Genomic DNA, 20,297 nt, shown 5'->3' with positions numbered 1-20,297 from the left:
AAAGGGCGTCAGCATGGGTGAGCATCTGACCGCCGACGGGGGCGATGTGCCAATGCGGCCCTGGTCCCTGCACACGGTGCGGCGGCGGAACAACCAGGTACTGGGTCAGGCCGAGGGGCCGAGTACCTGCGACGGCCCATGTGGCCGCGACGCCGGTCGGCACGAACCAGTACAGAGCGGGCTCATGCGGGTCTTCGATGACAGCTCCGCTGCACGGACCAAGCAGCTCAAGCACGCGGAGGCCGGCACTGCGCGGTACGCGCACTGCATCCCAACTGATGCCGGCAGCCTGGATCTTGTAGCCGCCGACAGTATCCATCGAGTTCGCTTGCAGGGTCTCGCCTGACCGTGGCATGACGTACGGCTCCTAGCCGGGAAAGTGAGGCTGGAATTGAGGAGCTGTCATCGTCGCGACCATCTAGGTCCCATTCGAGGGCTTCTGTAGGTCGCCTGAAGGGCCTCAATAGGGCTTTTCTGCGTGCCTGTTGGTGATACTCGACCTCAACTGGGACCTTGAATGGGACGCTCAAGCGAGAGTCCATGTTCCACGGAGGTCAGCCGATGCCCCGGCCCATAGGAAACACCCGTCTCAAGGCCGCCCGCGTAGCAGCGGGGTACAACTCGCAGCAGGCACTCGCCGATGCCATCACCAGGGCTGCACCCCAACTCGGTGTGCGAGGACTGGCCGTTGGCGTACGTCAGGTACGGCGCTGGGAGTCCGCCAACCCGCCCTGGCCCCAGCCCGACGTCCGCCGGGTCCTCACCCACCTGTTGGGCCAGGACGCCGAGGCGCTCGGCTTCACAGCCCCCTGGGCTGCAGGCCAGGCGCCAAATGAATCCAACCGCGCGGCCTCACCGACCCCCATCTCGCGGACGCCACGTACCAACGTCCCCGCCCAGACCGTGGCGATCACTCAACCAGCCACGGTCAGCACGGACTTCGAAGCAGTCACGCGATCGCACCGGCACCTGTACTGGTCCGTCGCACCGGCCACCCTCCACCCAGCCGTCCTGGAGCACTCCCGGCTCGGCTGCGCTCTCCTGCCCGAAGTCACCCCTGCGGCCCGCCCACGCCTCGCTGCCGCGCTAGCCGAGACGTACTTGCTGGCCGGACGCATCGAGTTCTTCGATCTGCGCGAACCCGACCAGGCAGGAGAGACGCTGCTCCGGGCCCTACAGGCCGCAGGCGAGGCAGACGCCCCACTCATGGGCGCAGCCGTCCTCGCGCACACCGCCTTTATCCCAGGCTGGGCCGAAGACCGCGAAGCAGCGGTGGAGCGCATGATCGCAGCCCGCACCTACGCCCGCCGCGGCCCTGCATCCGCAGAATTCTGGGCATGGCTCGACGCGGTCGAAGCCGAATGCGAGACCCGCTGCGGCAACGCCCGCATCGCACTGCACCTCATCGGCCACGCCGAAGACATCCTGGCCGAAGGCTCCGAACACACCACGCCGCTCTGGATGGACTGGTTCAGCCCCACCCGCCTAGCCGCATTCAAGGGCAACACCCAACTGGAGGCCGGCCACCTACCTCAGGCCCGCGAAACCCTCCGACAAGTCCTCGAAGACCTGCCGCCCGAGTCCGACAAACAGCGCACCGTCGTCCTCGGCGACCTAGCGGCTGTCGAGGTCGCCGACAGCAACGCACAGCAGGCATGCGCCTACGCCGGACAAGCCCTCGACCAGCTCGCCATCACCTGGTACGCCACTGGAATGGACCGCGTACGCGAAGTCCGGCGCACGCTCGCTCCCTGGCAGAACGAGCAATGCGTCCGTGACCTTGACGACCGCCTCTACGACTGGGGAACCACGGTCAGCGCTCTCCAGCGTTGAACTTCGCGATCCGCTCCGGCAGTTCGTCCAGCGAATCGATCCGCATCGTCGTGATCGCGTCCGCGTCCGGATCGTGCTGCTGAATGGTGCCCCACGGGCCACGCCGGATCAGTGCCGTCAGAAGTCCGGCCTGCACGGCGGGCCGGATGTCGTTGTCGAGCCGGTCGCCGACGTACAGAATCTCGCGAGGCTCGGCCGGCGTCGCCTCGATGACCTTCTCGAAGAACGCCACGTCCGGCTTCGACGCACCCCAGTCGTCGCTCGTGGCGATCAGGTCGGAGGGCAGGTCGAGGCCACGAAGGAGCCCGCCGGCGCGGACGGTCTGGTTTCCGGCGATGCCCACCCAGAGCCCGGCCTCGCGCAACGCCGTCAGCGCCGGGCGCACGTCCGAGTACAGATCGTCTTCGCCGAACCACTCGGGCTTGCCCGCCGCGGCCCGCTTCTCCCGCTCCTCGGTCAGGTCGAAGCCCGGCCGGAACACCTGGAACGTCTCGCGGTAGTCCCGCCCCTGCGCGATCACCGCCCCGAACATGGCCGCGAAGGTGTGCCGAGGCACCCCCAGCCAGTCCGCCCAGGTCCCGTACTCACGGGTCTCGTCCACCAGGCACTCACCGACGTCGAACACCACTGCGCGAATCATGGGCGGAAGCGTAGAACACGGGTCTGAACCCTCACACCCGTCCCTTCAAAACGAGTTCCTGGAGCGCCGTCGTCACCATGGCCGGGCCCTTTGCCGGACTTGATCGGAACTTTGCCCTCCCTTTATAGGGATCGCGTCCGCAAACCCACTCGGTGAACTACCGTCTTCGGGCCGGTCAGCCGACTCAGGGGGAGCAAGCAACGCTATGGGCGATAGAAGCGACGGCGAGATACTTGACATCAAGATCGCCGACCTGAAGGCGACGGCCCCGCATTTCCACACGCACAGCACGGACCTGGCCAAGGCGCTGACCAAGCTCAAGACGGGCCTGGCGGCAGCTGGTTCACCGTGGGGGGACGACAAGCAGGGCAAGCAGTTCCACGGGCACTACGGCCCGAACGTGAAGAAGATGGAGCACGCCGCCGGGATCCTTGCCGACGGCCTGGCCAGCATCCACGACGCCATGAAGGACATGGCGGACGGCCACATCGACAACGAAGAGCTCATCCGCTTCATGTTCAGCAAGATCAAGGCCACGCCTCACGACAGTCACGGAACCGACCGGTGAGCGTGGCCGACAAGGCGAAGAAGATCGTCCTGGACATGACCGGCATGTGGTGGCCGGATGCCGATGAGGACGGTCTGCGCCACGCGGCCAAGGTGTGGCGGGACTTCGCCGACGACCTCGAAGACGTCACGGCCGCCGCGAACAAGTCGGCCCGCGGCATCATCACGCACAACAAGGGCGAGGCGATCTCCGCCTTCGACGACCCGTACTGGCGCCGCTATTACTACGACGGCCACGGCTGGCTCCAGGACATGATCGACGGCGCTCGCGACATGGCGAAGTCGCTCGACCAGTACGCCGATGCCGTCCACCACGCCGTGAAGCAGCTGGAACACGAGCTGGAGATCGTCGGCGCGACCATCGCCGTCGGAACCCTGCTGGCCGTCTTCACCGGCGGCATCTCCGAAGCCGCCGCAGGCGCGGCCACCACAACGATCGTCGAGCTGGCTGCCACCCTCGGCGTGACCGTCTCGACCGAGATCGCCACCATCGCGGGCACCACCCTGGCCACCGCGGCCATGGCGGGCATCGAATCGATCACTGTCGACCTGGCCGTTACCCAGCCCGTCTCCATCGCTACCGGAGAGAGCAAGGGCCTCAACCTTGATGAGGCCCATGACGCCATGCTCTACGGGGCCCTCACCGGCGGAGCCCTCGGCGGCGCGGGCGCCACCTACCGCGCCGCGAACGCCGGCGGAATGACCGAACTGCTCGGTGGTATGCGCGTGCGTGGCTTCGTACCGCAGGTCGCCATCCCGGGCGGCGAATCGGCAACCCTCGACGACCTCGGCCTACTCATCAAGGGCGACGGGGAGCCCAACGCCTGGCCACGGAGCAAGCGCAAGGGGGCGCAGCGGCCGAAATACAGAGGTGATCTCGCGGGTGATGAGGGGCAGAAAGGTGCCCACACCATCGAGCGGCACGTTGAGAAGACAGACCGCGAGCTGCGTGGCCGGCTGCGTTCCGACAAGGAGATCACCGGTAGCTCCAGCTTCATCAACGAGCAGTCGGCCCAAGACCTCACTGACCGGGCGATCGTCCAGAAGCAGCACGATGTACGACGCTGGCTGGAGAACACGTCCAGCGGGCAAAAGGTCATCAAGGTGGACTTCGGTGACGAAGTCACCGGTCGTAGCATCTCCCGCGAGGACTTCATCCGTGGCACCGGGCCCCACGACGTGCATCAGGTGAAGCTCGTCCTGCGTCGAGATCCGGACATGCCCAGCGGCTTCCGCATCCACACGTCCTACCCCGTCGCCTGACCCCGAGCACCGACTAGATACCAAGGACCGGCCCGTGCCCCAACCCGAAGGCTTCTTGGATCACATCCGATTCCCCGAAGTCCACGACCTGCTCCACGCCTACGCCTCAGCCGGATACGTCTTCACGGACACACCGCAAGCGCCGGGCGATGCCCTCCAGTCCTACATCCGCCAAGCCGTCCGCACCCCTGGCTTGCTGGACACTGTCATCGCCGAGATCGACGACCTGCTGACCGTCGGCCTGTTCAGCGACGAGATCGCCGACGAGGTCGACACCCTCCCTCACATCAGGCCGTCCGCCGATCGCACCGTCGAGCAGTGTCTTGCCCTTGCCCGGGACCATCTCGACCGGATCCGGCGCGGGGGCAACTACGAGCATGCGGAGAATCCCCGCACGGACTGGGAGTGGGCCAAGCAGTACCCCGAACTCCAGGGACTGCTAGGCGGATACTTCCATCAGGACTTCTCTCGGTTCTATGCATCGCATCGAGAGGCCATGGAGGACTACCTCGACGCCAACGGCCCGGAGACGATCGACGAGGCAGCCAAGGAAATCGGCTCCTTCCTCACCTCGGTCGAGGACGACAGCGAACTCGGCCAGGCGGCACAGATCCTGGGACTCCAGGTCTACCCGCCTAAGAACGTCTCTCTGCGCCGCTGGCTCCAAGACATCCAAGGCATCCTTCTGCACCATCAACGTCCATAGCCAAAGCGATGATGGTGCACTTTTCCCAGGCCAAAACCCCTGGTCGGCTCGACGAGGTCGCCGCCTGCCAACGGTCAAAACCCCCACGATCTGCATGATCAGCATCACCGAATGCCCCCTGACGGTCATCGGGCACCCGGAACGAGCCTGGGGCGGAAGCGCCTCTCCCCTCCGCCGGCGGCGCCAGTCTCAGGACGGAACGACGGAATAGCTGAGGTCCTGGACCGCGAGTGAGACAGGCGTCAAACGCAGCCACATCGTGCCTCGTTCGCTCGGCTCGTCATACAGATAGCCCACGAACCGGTCATCCCACCGAGTCTCGTCCTCTCCCAGATAACGGACGAGCTTACGTCGGCCTCTCGGCACGTCGAACGGCACGAGCTCAGCCTCCCCCCGGGCGATCACCTGTTGAACACGTCCCGTCACGAGGTCGCATTCGTCCACCACGAGCGCGACCTTCGGGTCGTTCTTCACCCGGTCGAACAATCGGGTCCAAGGGCCGGTCAGCACCCAGAAGGCGCCGTCCTCCCACAGGAACCAGACAGGACGCACGGTGGGCCCACTGGTGGCAAGGCGAGCGGTGAGCGGCTGCTGCAGGAACGTGTCCACATCGAAGCTACGAGATGTCACATCGCCAATCTTGTGCTGCCATGCGTCTCTTGCCTACCGACCTACGACCAGAGCAGCACGGAGGCCGAGTGGCACCGAGACGCGGACACCTGTGTCACGGATGCCCCAGGGAGGTCGGTAATTACGTGACGTTGGCCCTAGGGAAATCGCGGCCTGAACCAACATCGCCGTCGTTCACAGATGCCCGATTCGCGTGCGCCAGAGCCGAAAAGCAGCTATCAAGGTCACTGCGGCATACAGGTGACTCAGGGGGACCGTATGACAGCGTCACGGGGGCCAGAGAGTCTGCACCGTCGGGCAGAGCAGGGCAGCGAAGATGCGCAGCTCGAACTCAGCGAATGGTATGCCGAGCACGGACATTTGACGCAGGCGCTGGAGTACCTGCGGCCGCTGGCTGAAGCAGGCAACGGCCGCGCCCAGGAGCAGTTCACCGAATTGGTGATCTCACTGGCCCGCGCTGACTCCCACTACCAGCCATGGGCCGAAGATCTACTGCGGGCCTGGGCCGAGGTTCAGGGGTACGAGTGGCTGTTGCGGCTGGCTCACGAGATGCGGTCTTGGACAGGTAGAGAGACCGACGCCCAACGCATCCTGATCGACCTGACAAAGAAACAGGAGTCACGGGAGGAAGCCCTCGGAGAGCTGACCGCCATCGACCACGACAACCCGATAGCCGCTGTCAGATGGCGCTGCATGGCCGTGGAATCAGAGGTGGCTCGCCACTGGGGGCGGTCGAAGAGCTCAGAGGTCTGGACACAGTGGGCGAGGCTGAAAGAGCTTCTGGAAGACCTACCTAGCGACCAAGAGGGGCGTGACCTGAGGCGCCGTGCCCTGCTTGCTGAGTACAAGGCGGGGAGCATCCTGCGTGGCCCGGATCCGGCGGCCATGGACTTCGGCTTCGATGATGCGGCAGCACTCGTGGGAGCCGCAGCCGCCGTTCCATTCGTGCAGACCGTCGCGACGAAGGCGGGCGGTGATGTTTACGACTGGGTGCGACAACTCTTTGGGCGCGCTGTGGGGCGGAAGAGTAACGAGTTGACCGCAAGGACTGAAGTAGCTCTGCACATCGTCGGGGACAGCAGGACCAACACCTGGCTTGAGATGCGTGGTCGCCCCACCGATGAGGCTCTGGCCAAACTCGCCGAGGCTGACCTGGAAACCCTGGCCGCCCCCGACCCACAGGGTCGTATCGTTATTGTCTACTGGGCCCCCGAAGAGAGTCAGTGGCGGCGACGCCTGGAGGGGTCGGGCGAACGCTAAGGCGCGGCGCACTCGGCCGGACCAACGATCGGCTCGCCGGCGAGATGGCCACCAAGGAGTTGGCCCACCATCCTGAGCCTGCTATCACTTGCTGCCCTGGGCATTCACGGAATCGCGGCCTGAACCAAAATCGTAATTGTCGACAGCTGACGGAGATGTAAGCCCGGTCCGCCGCGTCCACATCAGTCACGCGACGGACGCTACGCGAGCGGCGCCTCGTCCAGCGCGAACCCGCTCGACTTAAACGCCTGACCAGCTCTCTCGACAACTTCGAGACCGCCCCGGTCCGCTGCTTCGATGTGACCACCCAATCGCCCGCCCTTGCTTCGGGGCGAAACCTCCGGTGGTGCATCACCGCGCCGCTCCGCTGCCCTCGCAGAGCCACTTCAAGGGCCTGAGCCGACAGACGTACGCCAACCGCTCGATGATCGACAACGCTATGCGGATCACCGAAGACGGTGAGGCGTACCTGAGATCACTGTGACATCGCGCGCCGCTGTCTCCGGCGAATCAGGCTGTTCGACCCGACCTAAATACGGTCCACACGAACGCGCCCGCGCTGACGCCTTCACCGTTGCTCTGGTCTTGGGTCCGGACGTCATCATGACTTCGCCTGGCTGGCAGCGGTGCGCTCATACGATTCCAGCGCCACACCCGAACTGGTATGGATCCTGCTGCCAAGGGTTAGGGACTCTGCGGGATCGACCCGCTCGCCGAGCTCAGATCGACACGTCCGCCGAAGGTGCCAATGCGGGTTCGAACGGGGCACGAGGCCGCCTCCGCCCAGGGTCGTCCCCAGCGATCCGGCTCAGCCCGGCTGATCGTAAAAAACCCCGTGTGCCTCTCGGCGCCCATGACAGCATCACAAGCATGCGCAGATCACAGCGGGTCGTTCTCACGCTCCTGGCCGTAGCATCGGCCACCGCGGGAGCGTCCTTTTTGTGGTCTTACCACGCCAAGCAGCAAGGACTCGAAGATGGAGATGTGACGGGCCGTCTCGCGATCGCGCTGGCTCTGGCGACCCTCGTCTGGGAGTTCTGGTCCCGGTTCGAAGGCCGACAGGAGGAGGAGCGCGAGCAGCCGCTGAGTACGAGCGCGGACCTACTAGCCAAGCGAATGCGTGAGCAGTGGCAGGCCGCCGAGGACCTGCACCGGCTCAACGACACCCATGCTCTGTCCGTCGCCTGGCGCAGCGATACCTCAGGTCTCTCATTCGATCTCGCCACCGTGCGCGAAGTAGCCGCGACGTGGGAACCGGCAGCCGAGCAGCCACCCAACGCAACGGCTCCCCCCACTAACGGGGACGAACTCGCAGGCGAGGGCGCTGATCTCTCCCAGATCCTGCGAGACCGGGTACCGACCGGCCGCCTCGTCATCCTCGGCAAAGCTGGGTCCGGGAAGACGGTACTGGTCGAGCGCTTGCTGCACGGCACGCTGGGGTGGCGCTCGGAGGGCGGTCCAGTCCATGTCCGCATCCCACTCGGGAGTTGGCCGTTGGAGGGGCCGGACCTGGACTCTTGGATGGCGTCATACCTGATCCGGATCGAACCCTCCCTTCGCTACCTGGCACCACGCAGCCATGGCAAGCACGTCCGTCGGGCCGACGCTCTCCTGGAGGAGGGTCTGATCGTGCCCGTCCTGGACGGCTTCGACGAACTACCGCTCAGCGCACGACGTCACGTGCTGCGAAAGATCAGCGCAGCGCTGCGAGCGAAGCAGCCGCTGGTACTCGTGAGCCGCCCAGACGGCTACCGCGAGGCGGTCGAGACTCCGGACGGCTCAGACCGCCATCTGCTCCCCGGTGCTGCGGGTATCGAGCTGCTGCCCGTACCGTCAGACCAGGCCGCAAAGTACCTGCGCCAGAAGGGAGGCGACTGGGACGGACTATGTCAGAGCCTCGATTCGGACAGCACGGTGAGCTCCGCTCTGAGTAGCCCACTGACGCTCTTTCTGTGCCGCACCGCCTACGAGCGGCCGACACGGACTCCTGGGGCATCGCCGAGCGAACTCATGGACACCGCGCGCTTCCCAGACGAACGTGCCCTGCGTACCCATCTCTTTGAAGCATTCCTTCCGGCGGTGTACAGGGAGAGCAGGACGGGAGAGCAGCCACCGTGGTCAGCCACGAAGGCCGATCGCGCACTCCGCCACCTGGCCCGCCATCGACATGACACCGCGTCCATCGTCGGCTCGGGTACCGACCTCTCGTGGTGGCAGATCCACCATCTCGGTCCGCGAATCCGCCGCCGCCTCGCGTGGGCGACGTCGCTCGTGGTCGCAGCTCCCTGCGTCCTGGTCGGCGTCAAGAACCTAGCTGTCCTGCCTTCCGCTCTATTCCTGTCCCTCATCTTCACCGGCATGATCCATGCCGTCCTCCGGCATCCTGCGGCCGGCCGAGGACCAGCGGACAGACTCGGCTGGCACTGGCGGTGGGTTCCCGTCCCCGCCGGCATCGGCGCCCTCATGGGCGCAGCAATGGCCAATATGCACATCGAGACCGGCTACCTCCGTGAAGGACCCGTACCGTACGCCGGTTTCGCCGCCCTGTTCGCCTTCCTCGGTGCCGTCATCTGCGGGTGGCGCCCCCGCCAGGCCGAGCGCGACCGCCCGGTCACACCATCGTCCCTGCTGCGTCAGGACCGCCGCACGTTTCTCACGTACCAGCTGACCTGGACGCTCGTGATCACATTGACGTTCTTTTCGATGGTGGCACCACCGGTTTGGTCGAGCCTGACGATGCTCGACCGGGCCGACATGGGGTACGGGGAGCTGCTCCTCGCACTCGGCCATGCCCTTGTGTACTTCACTGGGTTCGGAATGGCCGCCGGTTTCATCGCCGCGTACTTCCAGACCGCGTGTGGGCAGTTCGCCCTCGCCTGTCTGAGGCACGGACTCACCGGGCGCACCCCGTTCCGGCTCCTGGTCTTCCTGGACGACGCGCACCACCGCGGCGTACTTCGACAGGTGGGCGGAACCTATGAGTTCCGGCACGTCGAACTTCGGAGACACCTCGCAGCGGAGGGCCGAGCTAGGTGTTGATGGCACCGAGCCGGTTCAACCGGACAGGCACCCCATGACTCCGACGCCCGCCGACGACCGATTCCGCGAGCTGCGTGAGCTGCTACGCGCCTACGAGTCGACCCGTATCACCTTCGACGACACCCTGGAAGCTCCCGGTGCGGCACTGAGCTCCTACCTGCGCACGACAGCGTTCGCCCCCGAGCGAGCTCACGCCGCGGCGCTAGAGATCGACGACCTGCTCGCCATCGGCCTGTTCAACGACGAGATCGCCGACGACGTGGATCTCCTCCCCCACATCGAGCCGCCCACAGGCGTCAGCGTCGAAGACTGCCTGCGCGTCATACGACACCACCTGGGCGATTTCCTGGCCACTCGCCCAGCCCCCCGGGCCGACATCCGTCCACGGACGTCCTGGGAATGGCGCCACCGCTTCGCGTCCCTCTCCCACCTCCTGACCTCCTACTTCCACCAGGACTTCGCGCTGGAGTACCAATCCCGGGCCGAGGCCATCGATGACTACCTCTCGATCGAGGATCCGGAAGACCAGCAAGCCGCCGCCCACGAAGTCGACGGTTTCCTGGCCGTCAACCCGACCGACGACGAACTGCACGAGGCTGCCCGGGTACTCGGTCTTCGCATCACCCCACCCGACAACGTGACACTGCGCCAATGGCTCGTCGATATTCAAGGCATCCTTCGGCACCACAGGCGTCCGTAGCCAACCTGCCTCACGGGGCCCGGTGCCCCCAGCCGGGAAGAAACGCAGTCTCAGTTCTGGTCTCATTCGCATACGTCCAGGCCCGTTCATCGACCTTGCCGACTCCGCGTCCACCCCAGGTCAGAACGCCCCCGCACACCCCAGGACCCCCGGACGAACATTTGGAAAGCGTGTTGGGGGCAACCCCTCACGAGTTCGAATCTCGTATCCTCCGCCAGTGCCTCACCGGGCACGTTGTCGAAGGGCCCCACCGTTCGCGGTGGGGCCCTTCGACGTATGCGGATCGACGTATGCGGATCGAACCGTTCTGGCTGAGCTCAGTCCTCGTGGTGTGGCATCAGGTGTTCCACCACTTCTGTCAGGTCTCTGACGGCCTGTTCGATCTTCAGGCGGACGCTTTTTTGTTCTGTGACGATCGCTGCCAGTAGGAGGGCGGTCAGGGCTGCTGAGCCGTTGAGGGCCTGGAGGTTGACCATGACTTCGAAGAGGGTGTGGTTGGCGAAGGGGCCCACGTGGTCCGTCGCCGCCGAGATCGCGAGGACCGATACGAGCAGTGCGCACGGGGCCGCGCCCGCGAGCTGGAAACGCAGTGCCGCCCAGGTGAGGAGCGGGAAGACGAGGAAGAGCAGCGCGAGCGTGCTCCTCGTGGCCAGTGGGGTGAAGACGAGCGCGGTGGCGAGCAGGGCGACGGCCTCCGGCCAGCGGCGCATGTCCCACGGCAGCCGGACCCTGCGCAGGACCTCGAGGAGTGGGACGCCCACCAGTACGCCCATCGCGTCGCCCGCCCACCACGCCGCCCACACCGGCCAGAAGTCGTGCCACAAGAGGCTGCCGCTGAGCGCCAGCACGCACGCGCCGACGGTCGAGCTGAGCAGCATCGGCAGCAGGCCGCCCAGGAATACCAGGGCCACTCCGTCCCGTAACCGGTCCAGCTCCACGTGGAAGCCCACGCTCCGGAGCAGTACGTAGGCGAACATGGGGGCGAGCGTGTTCGCGGCGACGATCCCGATCGTGTCGACGTTCAGGGAGAACGACGTGATCGTCTGGATGATGAAGAACGCGCCGATCACGATCCCCGGCCAGATCCGCGGGCCCCACCACAGCAGGCAGCTGACCGCGATGCCCGTCGGCAGCCAGAGCGGCGTGACGGTCGCGCCGCTCAGGACGATCTGCTGGGAGAGGCCGATCCGGCCTGCCACGTAGTAGGCGGCCGCGATGGCGATAATCCGCAGAAGGTAGCTGAGACGTCGTCGGGATTCCTCGGTGCGGACCACCGCAACACATAATCAGCCCTCGTCCCGGGGCGGAGCGTGACACGCTCGGGCCGCGCCCGGCGTCACCCTGCCAGGACCCCGTCACGTCCGTCACCCTGCCAGGACCCCCGTCACGTCACCCGGGCGTCATGGCGCGTCATGCCTGAGGACCAGTACCGCCGCGTCGTCCTGGTGGCCCGTGCAGTCGGCGACCTTCATCACCTCGGCGGCCAGTTCCGCGGCGTCGGCGCCCGCGCCCGCCGCGACCACTTCCGTCACCCGCGCCAGACCCGCCTCTATCGGGAACGACGGCCCCTCCACGACCCCGTCGGTGACCAGCACGACCGCGCCCGGGGTCGTGAGGCGGCGCCGCGTCACCGGGTACTCCGACGCGGGCAACATGCCCAGCGGCAGCCCGCCGGGGTCGTCCGATATGCCGTGCCGGCCGTCGATCGTGGCCCAGATCGCGGGGACGTGGCCCGCCCGGGCGCTCTCCAGTACCCGCGTCTCCGGGTCGAACCGGAGAAAGCTGCACGTCGCGAAGAGATCGCGGTGCATGGAGAGGAGCAGGTCGTTGGCCTGGCCGAGCGCCTCGCCCGGGTCTGGCGCGAAGGCGGCCACCGCGCGCAGGGCGATACGGATCTGGCCCATGAAGGCGGCGGCCTCCACGTCGTGCCCCTGGACGTCCCCGATGGAGAAGCCGAGGGTTCCGTCGAGGGAGGGGAAGCCGTCGTACCAGTCGCCGCCGATGTCCAGGCCGTTGCGCGCCGGCGCGTAACGGGCAGCCGTCCGTATGCCCGGCATGGCCGGCAGGGCCGCCGGGAGCATCTCGCGCTGCAGGGCCTCCGCGAGCTCCACGCGCGCGTGCTGGAGTTCCGCTCCGGCCCGCGCCTGCGCCGCGAGCCGCCCGAGCCTGGTCAGCAGGTCGTCGGCGCTCTCGGGCTGGCTGGGACGACGCTGCGTCATGGACCGCTCCGCGCTACGGAAAACCCCGGAAACATCATATTTCTGCCCCGTCCGCACTGCCGCCCAACCTCACGTCCGCGGTGCCGCCCAACCTCAGCCGCTGGACCTCGTCGTACGTCGGAGCGGCCACGTTCCAGGCTGCGGCGCCCTTGCCTCCCGCCCGTACGTCCAGTGCCGCCGTGACCGCCGCGCCCAGCGCCTCCCGGAACAGGTACGAGCCGAGGCTGACCCGGCGCACGCCGAGGGCGGCCAGTTCGGGGACGGTGGGGCCCTTGGGGGAGTAGAGGATGTTCAGGGGGAGGCCGGACGGGCGCAGGTGCGCCACCAGGGCCGAGATCGCGGCGGGGTCGCTCAGGCCCGGTACGAAGACTCCGTCCGCGCCGGCCCGCGCGTACGCGTCGAGCCGGCGCCGCGTCTCCGTCACCGGATCCGGGTCCCGCTCCGGCTCCACCTCGGGGTCCGCGGACGTCTTCGGGAGCCAGTACGTGTCCGTGCGCGCGTTGACGAACAGGTCCGGTACGGCGGCCTTGACCGCGGCGATCTTCGCGGTGTGGACGGGGGCGGGGGTGAGGGTTCCGTCGGGTCGGCCGTCCTCCAGGTTGATGCCGGCCACGCCCGCCCCGGCCAGTTCTCGGGCCAGCTCGGCGACCTCCTCCGGGTCGTCGCTGAAGCCGCCCTCCGCGTCCACCGACAGCAGGAACGCTCCCCCGCCCAGGCCCCGGGCCAGACGCAGGGTCTCCTCGCGGGTGGCGGCGGCGCCGTCGGGCAGGCCCGCGGCGGCGGCCACGCCGAGGCTCGTCGTGCCGATCGCCGTGAACCCCTGACCGGCGAGCGCGGCGGCGGAGGCGTGGTCCCAGGCGTTGGGCAGGAGCAGGGGCCCGCCGGAGTCGTCGTGCAGGGCGCTGAAGCGCGTCGTCGTCATACCGGCCATCCCCGTGGTCCCCGTAGTTCCGAATTCCTGGTTGGCGTACTGCCCGTGATTCCGCGGCCCCAGTCCCCGTATCCGTACGCGCTCCCGCCTCCGCCCGGCGCCTCTCAGTCGTTGACCGCCGTCAGCAGCACCGCCGCGTCCGTGACGGCGCGCAGCCCGTGCCGTTCGTGCGGGATCGCGTGGAGGCGGCCCTCCTTGAGGGTCACGTCACCCGACACCGCCGTCAGGACGACCTCGCCCCGCAGCACCTGGAGCGTCGCGGCGGGCGGAGCGTTGTGCTCCTCCAGGGAGGAACCGGCCGTCAGCGCGATGACGCTCTGCCGCAGGGGCTGCTCCCGGAGCAGGAGGTGCGCGCTGCGGCCGTGGGCGGCGTTGCGTGCGGCGGCGAGGTGTTTGTCGGCGAGAGTCTTCAGGTCGTAGGTCACGGTCATAGTTCCAGCGTCTCCCGGCGGCCGGACGCCCGCCACAGAGCGCCGCCCGGCGCGCCGGTCACCCCTTGCCTCCGCCCGTCACCCCCCGCAATGCTCCGCCACCAGATCCGCGAACCCCCTGGCCAGCGGTGTCAGCGTGGCCCAGCGCCGGACCGCCCAGCCCACCGCGAGCGGCGGCAGCGCCGGTACGGGGACCAGGACCGGGCCGACACGGGCCGGGTCGCGCCAGCCGGGCAGCTCGGGGACGATCGCGTGCCCGAGGCCCAGTTCGGCGAGGTGGACCGCGGTGGCCCAGTCGGCGACCCCCGCGTCCGACTCGGCCGTCCTGACGATCCCGAGCCCGGCGAAATGCCGGTCGAGATGGAACCGGGACGTCGACTGTTCGGGCGGCCGGATGAGCTGGGCGGTGCCCAGGTCGTCGGGTTCGATGTACTCGCGCGCGGCCAGCGGGTCGTCACGGCGGACCGCGAGGACCCAGGGCAGCTCGGCGACGGGACGCTGTTCGATGCCGCGTGCGGGCGCGCCGATGGTGATCCAGGCGAGGTCGAGATCGTGCGCGGCCAGCGCCTCGTACGCGCTGTGGCTGGAGGAGACCGTCTGGAACTCCAGGCTGACCTGGGGGTGCCGGCGCCGGAAGCCGACGATGGCCTCCGACATGAAGTGGCGCACGGTCGTCGCGCCCGTGGTGACGCGTACGGCTCCGCTCTCGCCGCGCGCCAGGTCACGCAGGCGGCGCAGCGCCACGTCGATGCCGCCGATGCCTTCCGCGGCCGCCGTCTGGAGGATGCGTCCGGCGGGCGTCGGAAGCACCCCGCGCGCGTGCCGTTCGAGGAGGCTGACGCCGATCTCGCGTTCGAGGCGCCGGATGTGCTGGCTCACCGCCGACTGCGTGCAGGAGAGGTCGCGGGCGACGGCGCTGAGGCTGCCCGCGGCGCACACGGCGACGTAGACACGAAGATCGTCGAGGGTCACGGCGCCAACGTAGCCAGCGAGACGACACCCAAGCCATACCTTGGACTTCTGCAAGTAATTGCGAGGATTGACTTGGATGTCCGGCTCCGAAACGATCTCGGCGTGGACGCACTCGAAGCCCTGGCCATCGGGGCGGCCGGGGTCGCCGCCGGCGCGATCAACGCCGTCGTCGGCTCCGGCACCCTCATCACCTTCCCCACGCTCCTGGCGTTCGGGTATCCGCCCGTCCTCGCCAACGTGTCGAACAACATCGGGCTCGTGCCGGGCGTGGTCAGCGCCGCGTACGGCTACCGGCGCGAGCTGAAGGGGCAGCGGAAGCGGCTCGTACGGTTCGGCTCGGCCTCGCTGATCGGCGGGCTCACCGGCGCGCTCCTGCTGCTGAAGCTGCCGCCCGGCGCGTTCACGGCGGTGGTGCCCGTGCTCATCCTGGCCGCGTGCGTCCTCGTCGTGCTCCAGCCCCGGCTCAGTGCCTGGTCGAAGCGGCGCCAGGCCTCCGCGAAGCGCACCGACGCCGGGGTCCCGATATGGCTCGGCGTGCTCGGCACCGGCGTCTACGGCGGCTACTTCGGCGCCGCGCAGGGCGTGCTGCTCATGGGCATGTTCGGCAGCTTCCTCCAGGACGACCTCCAGCGGCTCAACGCGGTGAAGAACGTCCTGGCCTCGATCGTGAACGGCGTCGCCGCGATCGTCTTCATCGCCGTCACCGACGTCGACTGGGCGGTCGCCGCCGTCATCGCCGCCGGCTCCACCCTGGGCGGCGTCGTCGGCGCGAAATACGGCCGCAGACTGCCCCCGACCGCGCTCCGGGCGGTGATCGTCGTGGTCGGCGTCACCGCGTCGGTGATCCTTCTCGTACGCGGCTGACCAGGCGGCCCGGAACTGCGCCGGGGCCCCCGCCGCGCGATCATCGACGTATGGACGTCACCCTTCACCTCGCCCAGGAGCCGGACGCCGACGCGCTGCTCAGCCGCAGTCCGCTGGCCGCCCTCGTGGGGATGCTGCTCGACCAGCAGGTGCCCATGGAGTGGGCGTTCGCGGGCCCGTACACGATCGCGCAGCGGATGGGCGCCGATGATCTGGACGCGCACGAGATCGCCGCGTACGACCCCGAGGCGTTCGCGACGCTGCTGTCCACGAAGCCGGCCGTGCACCGCTACCCCGGCTCGATGGCCAAGCGGATCCAGCAGCTGTGCCAGTACCTCGTCGAGCACTACGACGGGGAGGCGACCGCCGTCTGGGAAGGCGTCACGGACGGCCGGGAACTGCTCAAGCGCCTCGGCGACCTGCCCGGCTACGGCAAGCAGAAGGCCCAGATCTTCCTGGCCCTGCTCGGCAAGCAGCTCGGGGTACGCCCCAAGGGCTGGCGCGAGGCGGCGGGCGCGTACGGAGAGGCGAAGTCCTTCCGGTCGGTCGCGGACATCACCGGGCCCGAGTCGCTCACGAAGGTGCGGGCGCACAAGCAGGAGATGAAGGCGGCGGCCAAGGCCGCGAAGGCCGCCGGCAGATAACTACCGGCGTCGCGTCCCGAAGAGCGACCGCGAGATCTCCCGCCCCAACTGCGTACCGACCGACCGGGCAAGGGACTTGAAGACGCCACTGCCCACGACCTGCTCCACGAGGGACGGCTCATCGGCGGCCTTCGCGGTCTTCTCCGCAGGAGCCGCCCGGGTCTCCACCTCACGCGCCGTCAACTTCTCGTAAGCCGACTCCCGGTCCACCGCGTCCGCGTACCGCGCGTACAGCTCCGACCCCTTCACCGCCGTGTCGAGCGCGCCCGCGTCGACCGGCCCCATCAGCGACTCGGGCGCCCGCAGCCGGGTCGCGGCGACCGGGGTCGGCGCACCGTTCTCGCTCAGTACGGTGACCACGGCCTCGCCCGTACCGAGCGAGGTCAGCAGCTCCTCCAGGTCGTAAGGGGACCGCGGGAACGTCTTCACCGTCGTCCTCAGCGCCTTCTGGTCGTCGGGCGTGAAGGCCCGCAGCGCGTGCTGGACTCGGTTGCCGAGCTGGGCGAGGACGTCGGACGGCACGTCCTTCGGCGTCTGCGTCACGAAGAACACCCCGACGCCCTTGGACCGGATCAGCCGCACCGTCTGCGTGACCGCCTCCAGGAACGCCTTGGACGCGCCGTTGAACAGCAGATGCGCCTCGTCGAAGAAGAACACCAGCTTCGGCTTCTCCACGTCCCCGACCTCGGGCAGATCGTGGAACAGATCCGCGAGCAGCCACATCAGGAACGTCGAGAACAGATGCGGCTTGTCCTGCACGGCGGGCAGTTCGAGTACGGAGACCAGGCCGCGCCCGTCCGGTGCCGTACGCAGCAATTCGCCGCTGTCGAACTCGGGTTCGCCGAAGAAGTCGCTCATGCCCTGCTGCTCGAACGCGGTCAGGGAGCGCAGGATCACCCCGGCCGTCGCGGTCGACAGGCCGCCGATGGCCTTGAGTTCCGGCCGGCCCTCGTCCGAGGTGAGGAACGTGACGACCGCGCGCAGGTCCTTGAGGTCGAAGAGTTCGAGGCCCTTCTGGTCGGCGTAATGGAAGATCAGGCCGAGGGACTGCTCCTGAGTCTGGTTCAGCTGGAGGCACTTGGCGAGCAGCACCGGGCCGAAGCTCGTGACGGTGGCCCTCAGGGGGATGCCGGGGCCGATGCCGCCGAGTGCGTAGAACTCGCAGGGGAAGCCGGTCGCCCGCCACTCCTGGCCGACCTCCGAAGCCCGCTGCGTCACGCGGGCGTTGGGCTCGCCCGGGGCCGAGACCCCCGAGATGTCGCCCTTGATGTCGGCGAGGAAGACCGGGACGCCCTGCGCGGACAGCTGCTCGGCGACGAGCTGGAGCGTCTTCGTCTTGCCGGTGCCGGTGGCACCAGCGACGAGGCCGTGCCGGTTGAGCATTCCGAGCGGGATGCGGATCTGCGCGCCGGGCAGGCACCGCCCGTCCCACACCAGCGCGCCGAGGTCGAGGGCTGGGCCGGTGAAGGCGTAACCGGCGGCGATCTCCTGGGCGGGGGCGGGAACTTCCCCGCCACGCGCCGCATCTACTGAACCCGTCGCCGCCGAAGCCGCGCTCCCGGGCGTCAACCCGGCGGCCGCTCCTACCCCCGAAGAGGCCCCCTCATTCGCCTGCCCGGCCGGGATCGGCTCTCTGTCACTCATTTCTCGCCCCTGTCCCCGGCTTGGGTCTTCCCGGTTTGCCCTTGTTCAGGGCGACATTTCCCAGGCTCGCACTGCGTCTCCGTGGCTGCGCCCGGAGAGCCGGGCCCGGTAGGCTTTCCGTGTGATCTTCAAGCGCATCGGAAACGGCCGGCCGTACCCCGACCACGGCCGGGAAAGCACCCGGCAGTGGGCGGACGTCGCGCCGCGCCCGGTCCGCCTCGATCAGCTCGTGACGACCAAGGGCCAGCTCGACCTGGAAACGCTGCTCGCCGAAGACTCGACGTTCTACGGCGACCTCTTCGCGCACGTCGTGAAGTGGCAGGGCGACCTGTATCTGGAGGACGGGCTGCACCGCGCCGTCCGCGCCGCGCTGCAGCAGCGCCAGGTGCTCCACGCCCGCGTCCTCGAACTGGGCTGACCTCCGCCCGGCCCGCGACCCCCTGACCTGGGCCGACCCCTCACCCGCGACCAGGGCCGCCCCCACGGGCCCCGCGCCCGCCTTGCACCTTTCGGGTATTCCCCGGCGCCGACCAATGATCATTTAGTAGGAATCACCGCCGGGTCGCACTACGCTGCGCTCATGAGCATGCTCACTCCCCCCGGCATGGGCGGCAAGTACCGCATCACGGGAGCAAAGTATCCGCGGATGCGCCGGAGCCGCGGGCGCAGCAGGATCGTGCTCGCCGTCGTCGCCTCCGTCGTGGCGGTCGGCCTGATCGGCTGGGGCACGCTCCAGCTCGTCGACGTCTTCACCGGCGGCGACAAGGCCTCGGCCGCGGGCGGAAGCAGCGACTGCCGGGCGAAGCCGTCCGCGTCGCCCAGCCCCGCCGCCAAGATCCTGCCGAAGCCCGGCGAGGTCACGGTGAACGTCCTGAACGCCACGCCCCGCAGCGGTCTCGCCAAGTCGACCGCCGACGAGCTGAAGAAGCGCGGCTTCAAGATCGGCGACGTCGGCAACGCGACGACGGCGTACGACAAGAAGGTCAAGGGCCCCGCGGTCCTGCTCGGCGCCAAGTCCGCCACGGACGCCGCGCTGCCGGTCCTCGGCACGCAGCTCTCCGGCGCCGAGCTGAAGACCGACGGCCGTGCCAAGCCGGCCGAGGTCGACCTGATCATCGGCACCGCGTTCAAGCAGCTCACGACGAAGGCGGACGCCGACAGGGCCCTGGCCGCACTGACCAAGCCCGAGCCTGCGCCCGCCGCGTCGAAGAAGCACTGCTGAGCAGAGGTACGGAAGGGGTGGCGGCTACTCCGCCGCCCCGTACATCCGGTCGCCCGCGTCGCCGAGGCCCGGGACGATGTACCCGTTCTCGTTGAGCCGCTGGTCGACCGAGGCCGTCACGACGGTCACCGGGGTGCCGGCGAGCTCGCGCTCCATGATCTCGACGCCCTCGGGGGCGGCGAGCAGCACCACGGCCGTGACGTCGTCCGCGCCGCGCTTGATGAGTTCCTTGATCGCCGCGACGAGCGTGCCGCCGGTCGCCAGCATCGGGTCGAGCACGTACACCTGACGCCCGGACAGGTCGTCCGGCATCCGCGTCGCGTACGTGGACGCCTGGAGCGTCTCCTCGTCGCGCACCATGCCGAGGAAGCCCACCTCGGCCGTCGGCAGCAGCCGCACCATGCCGTCGAGCATCCCGAGGCCGGCCCGCAGGATCGGCACGACCAGGGGCCGCGGGTAGGAGAGCTTCACTCCGGTCGTCGCCGAGACCGGGGTCTCGATGTCGACCTGCTCGGTGCGCACGTCCCTGGTGGCCTCGTACGCGAGCAGGGTCACCAGCTCGTCGGCGAGGCGCCGGAAGGTCGGGGAATCGGTGCGCTGATCGCGCAGGGTGGTGAGTTTGTGCGCCACCAGCGGGTGGTCGACGACGTGAATCCGCATGTCCCCAACAGTAACCGCGCCCCCGCCGCCTGCACCCTGGCATCAAACCCGCCATCGGAGGGAAAGTGGGAA

The 20,297-nt window shown here is 68.3% G+C and carries 21 protein-coding genes; 12 read left to right on the top strand and 9 right to left on the bottom strand.

The window, feature by feature from the left end; translation table 11 throughout:
- Nucleotides 1-561 precede the first annotated feature (561 nt).
- The gene (locus ABZ893_RS22430; protein ID WP_361406531.1) at nt 562-1,833 is read left to right on the top strand and encodes a transcriptional regulator; all 1,272 of its coding nucleotides are present in this window, start codon (nt 562-564) and stop codon (nt 1,831-1,833) included.
- On the opposite strand, the gene ABZ893_RS22425 is transcribed toward ABZ893_RS22430, so the two are convergent.
- Nucleotides 1,814-2,473, bottom strand: coding sequence for an HAD family hydrolase (locus ABZ893_RS22425; protein ID WP_361406528.1), 660 nt, complete (start codon nt 2,471-2,473; stop codon nt 1,814-1,816). The two genes, ABZ893_RS22430 and ABZ893_RS22425, sit on opposite strands and share 20 nt — an antisense overlap.
- 205 nt (nt 2,474-2,678) lie before the next feature.
- On the opposite strand from ABZ893_RS22425, the gene ABZ893_RS22420 reads away from it, so the two are divergent.
- From ABZ893_RS22420 to ABZ893_RS22410, 3 genes are read left to right on the top strand one after another with little or no spacing between them, the layout of a single operon-like run.
- Nucleotides 2,679-3,041: a hypothetical protein gene (locus ABZ893_RS22420; RefSeq protein ID WP_361406525.1), complete on the top strand. Its 363-nt coding sequence runs from the start codon at nt 2,679-2,681 to the stop codon at nt 3,039-3,041.
- A 2-nt stretch (nt 3,042-3,043) separates the two neighbouring features.
- Nucleotides 3,044-4,303 (top strand): RNase A-like domain-containing protein, encoded by a 1,260-nt coding sequence (locus ABZ893_RS22415; RefSeq protein WP_361406522.1) that lies wholly within the window; start codon nt 3,044-3,046, stop codon nt 4,301-4,303.
- 55 nt (nt 4,304-4,358) lie between these two features.
- Nucleotides 4,359-5,009 (top strand): contact-dependent growth inhibition system immunity protein, encoded by a 651-nt coding sequence (locus ABZ893_RS22410; protein WP_361406519.1) that lies wholly within the window; start codon nt 4,359-4,361, stop codon nt 5,007-5,009.
- Nucleotides 5,010-5,198: 189 nt separating this feature from the next.
- Here ABZ893_RS22410 and ABZ893_RS22405 read toward each other — a convergent pair whose 3' ends face one another.
- Nucleotides 5,199-5,639, bottom strand: a complete 441-nt coding sequence (locus tag ABZ893_RS22405; RefSeq protein WP_361406516.1) for a pyridoxamine 5'-phosphate oxidase family protein — start codon at nt 5,637-5,639, stop codon at nt 5,199-5,201.
- Nucleotides 5,640-5,999: 360 nt separating this feature from the next.
- Here ABZ893_RS22405 and ABZ893_RS22400 point away from each other — a divergent pair, with 360 nt between their 5' ends.
- The 4 genes from ABZ893_RS22400 (at nt 6,000) to ABZ893_RS22385 (ending at nt 10,638) form a co-directional block, all read left to right on the top strand.
- On the top strand, nt 6,000-6,899 hold the full coding sequence (locus tag ABZ893_RS22400) for a hypothetical protein (protein WP_361406513.1): 900 nt from the start codon (nt 6,000-6,002) through the stop codon (nt 6,897-6,899).
- 346 nt (nt 6,900-7,245) lie between these two features.
- The gene (locus ABZ893_RS22395) at nt 7,246-7,383 is read left to right on the top strand and encodes a hypothetical protein (protein WP_361406510.1); all 138 of its coding nucleotides are present in this window, start codon (nt 7,246-7,248) and stop codon (nt 7,381-7,383) included.
- Nucleotides 7,384-7,883: 500 nt separating this feature from the next.
- Nucleotides 7,884-9,938, top strand: a complete 2,055-nt coding sequence (locus ABZ893_RS22390; protein ID WP_361406507.1) for an NACHT domain-containing protein — start codon at nt 7,884-7,886, stop codon at nt 9,936-9,938.
- Between the two features lie 34 nt (nt 9,939-9,972).
- Nucleotides 9,973-10,638, top strand: a complete 666-nt coding sequence (locus ABZ893_RS22385) for a contact-dependent growth inhibition system immunity protein (protein ID WP_361406504.1) — start codon at nt 9,973-9,975, stop codon at nt 10,636-10,638.
- A gap of 317 nt (nt 10,639-10,955) precedes the next feature.
- Here the strand turns inward: ABZ893_RS22385 and ABZ893_RS22380 are convergent, their stop codons facing one another.
- From ABZ893_RS22380 to ABZ893_RS22360, 5 genes are all read right to left on the bottom strand, one after another.
- A complete protein-coding gene (locus ABZ893_RS22380; protein WP_361406501.1) occupies nt 10,956-11,912 on the bottom strand; it encodes an MASE1 domain-containing protein in 957 nt (318 codons plus the stop codon).
- A gap of 126 nt (nt 11,913-12,038) precedes the next feature.
- On the bottom strand, nt 12,039-12,857 hold the full coding sequence (locus ABZ893_RS22375; RefSeq protein ID WP_361406498.1) for a PP2C family protein-serine/threonine phosphatase: 819 nt from the start codon (nt 12,855-12,857) through the stop codon (nt 12,039-12,041).
- A 34-nt stretch (nt 12,858-12,891) separates the two neighbouring features.
- On the bottom strand, nt 12,892-13,779 hold the full coding sequence (locus ABZ893_RS22370; RefSeq protein ID WP_361406496.1) for an isocitrate lyase/phosphoenolpyruvate mutase family protein: 888 nt from the start codon (nt 13,777-13,779) through the stop codon (nt 12,892-12,894).
- A gap of 113 nt (nt 13,780-13,892) precedes the next feature.
- Nucleotides 13,893-14,219, bottom strand: coding sequence for a cupin (locus ABZ893_RS22365; protein ID WP_361406493.1), 327 nt, complete (start codon nt 14,217-14,219; stop codon nt 13,893-13,895).
- A gap of 78 nt (nt 14,220-14,297) precedes the next feature.
- Nucleotides 14,298-15,191, bottom strand: coding sequence for a LysR family transcriptional regulator (locus ABZ893_RS22360; RefSeq protein WP_361406491.1), 894 nt, complete (start codon nt 15,189-15,191; stop codon nt 14,298-14,300).
- A 102-nt stretch (nt 15,192-15,293) separates the two neighbouring features.
- Here ABZ893_RS22360 and ABZ893_RS22355 point away from each other — a divergent pair, with 102 nt between their 5' ends.
- Both ABZ893_RS22355 and ABZ893_RS22350 read left to right on the top strand, forming a co-directional pair.
- Nucleotides 15,294-16,055 (top strand): sulfite exporter TauE/SafE family protein, encoded by a 762-nt coding sequence (locus tag ABZ893_RS22355; RefSeq protein WP_361406488.1) that lies wholly within the window; start codon nt 15,294-15,296, stop codon nt 16,053-16,055.
- Between the two features lie 50 nt (nt 16,056-16,105).
- Entirely contained in the window at nt 16,106-16,699 is a 594-nt protein-coding gene (locus ABZ893_RS22350) for an HhH-GPD-type base excision DNA repair protein (RefSeq protein WP_361406485.1), read from the top strand.
- Here the strand turns inward: ABZ893_RS22350 and ABZ893_RS22345 are convergent, their stop codons facing one another.
- The gene (locus tag ABZ893_RS22345; RefSeq protein ID WP_361406482.1) at nt 16,700-18,343 is read right to left on the bottom strand and encodes a helicase HerA-like domain-containing protein; all 1,644 of its coding nucleotides are present in this window, start codon (nt 18,341-18,343) and stop codon (nt 16,700-16,702) included. It lies immediately after the preceding gene.
- A 121-nt stretch (nt 18,344-18,464) separates the two neighbouring features.
- On the opposite strand from ABZ893_RS22345, the gene ABZ893_RS22340 reads away from it, so the two are divergent.
- Nucleotides 18,465-18,761: a type II toxin-antitoxin system VapB family antitoxin gene (locus ABZ893_RS22340; protein WP_003955420.1), complete on the top strand. Its 297-nt coding sequence runs from the start codon at nt 18,465-18,467 to the stop codon at nt 18,759-18,761.
- Nucleotides 18,762-18,923: 162 nt separating this feature from the next.
- Nucleotides 18,924-19,565, top strand: a complete 642-nt coding sequence (locus ABZ893_RS22335; protein WP_361406479.1) for a LytR C-terminal domain-containing protein — start codon at nt 18,924-18,926, stop codon at nt 19,563-19,565.
- Nucleotides 19,566-19,589: 24 nt separating this feature from the next.
- On the opposite strand, the gene upp is transcribed toward ABZ893_RS22335, so the two are convergent.
- Complete coding sequence (gene upp, locus ABZ893_RS22330; RefSeq protein WP_361406476.1) at nt 19,590-20,225, bottom strand: uracil phosphoribosyltransferase; 636 nt, start codon at nt 20,223-20,225, stop codon at nt 19,590-19,592.
- Nucleotides 20,226-20,297: the final 72 nt, after the last annotated feature.

Source organism: Streptomyces sp. NPDC046821, assembly GCF_040645335.1.
Lineage (GTDB): Bacteria > Actinomycetota > Actinomycetes > Streptomycetales > Streptomycetaceae > Streptomyces.
The sequence above is the reverse complement of the archived record's forward strand: the minus strand, read 5'-3'. Positions and strand labels throughout refer to the sequence as shown.

Bases quoted from the DNA above. Each gene is read 5' to 3' on its own strand.
- ABZ893_RS22430 (WP_361406531.1), top strand. From the start codon at position 562: ATGCCCCGGCCCATAGGAAACACCCGTCTCAAGGCCGCCCGCGTAGCA.
- ABZ893_RS22425 (WP_361406528.1), bottom strand. From the start codon at position 2,473: ATGATTCGCGCAGTGGTGTTCGACGTCGGTGAGTGCCTGGTGGACGAG.
- ABZ893_RS22420 (WP_361406525.1), top strand. From the start codon at position 2,679: ATGGGCGATAGAAGCGACGGCGAGATACTTGACATCAAGATCGCCGAC.
- ABZ893_RS22385 (WP_361406504.1), top strand. From the start codon at position 9,973: ATGACTCCGACGCCCGCCGACGACCGATTCCGCGAGCTGCGTGAGCTG.
- ABZ893_RS22375 (WP_361406498.1), bottom strand. From the start codon at position 12,857: ATGACGCAGCGTCGTCCCAGCCAGCCCGAGAGCGCCGACGACCTGCTG.
- ABZ893_RS22370 (WP_361406496.1), bottom strand. From the start codon at position 13,779: ATGACGACGACGCGCTTCAGCGCCCTGCACGACGACTCCGGCGGGCCC.
- ABZ893_RS22365 (WP_361406493.1), bottom strand. From the start codon at position 14,219: ATGACCGTGACCTACGACCTGAAGACTCTCGCCGACAAACACCTCGCC.
- ABZ893_RS22350 (WP_361406485.1), top strand. From the start codon at position 16,106: ATGGACGTCACCCTTCACCTCGCCCAGGAGCCGGACGCCGACGCGCTG.
- ABZ893_RS22345 (WP_361406482.1), bottom strand. From the start codon at position 18,343: ATGAGTGACAGAGAGCCGATCCCGGCCGGGCAGGCGAATGAGGGGGCC.
- ABZ893_RS22335 (WP_361406479.1), top strand. From the start codon at position 18,924: ATGAGCATGCTCACTCCCCCCGGCATGGGCGGCAAGTACCGCATCACG.
- upp (WP_361406476.1), bottom strand. From the start codon at position 20,225: ATGCGGATTCACGTCGTCGACCACCCGCTGGTGGCGCACAAACTCACC.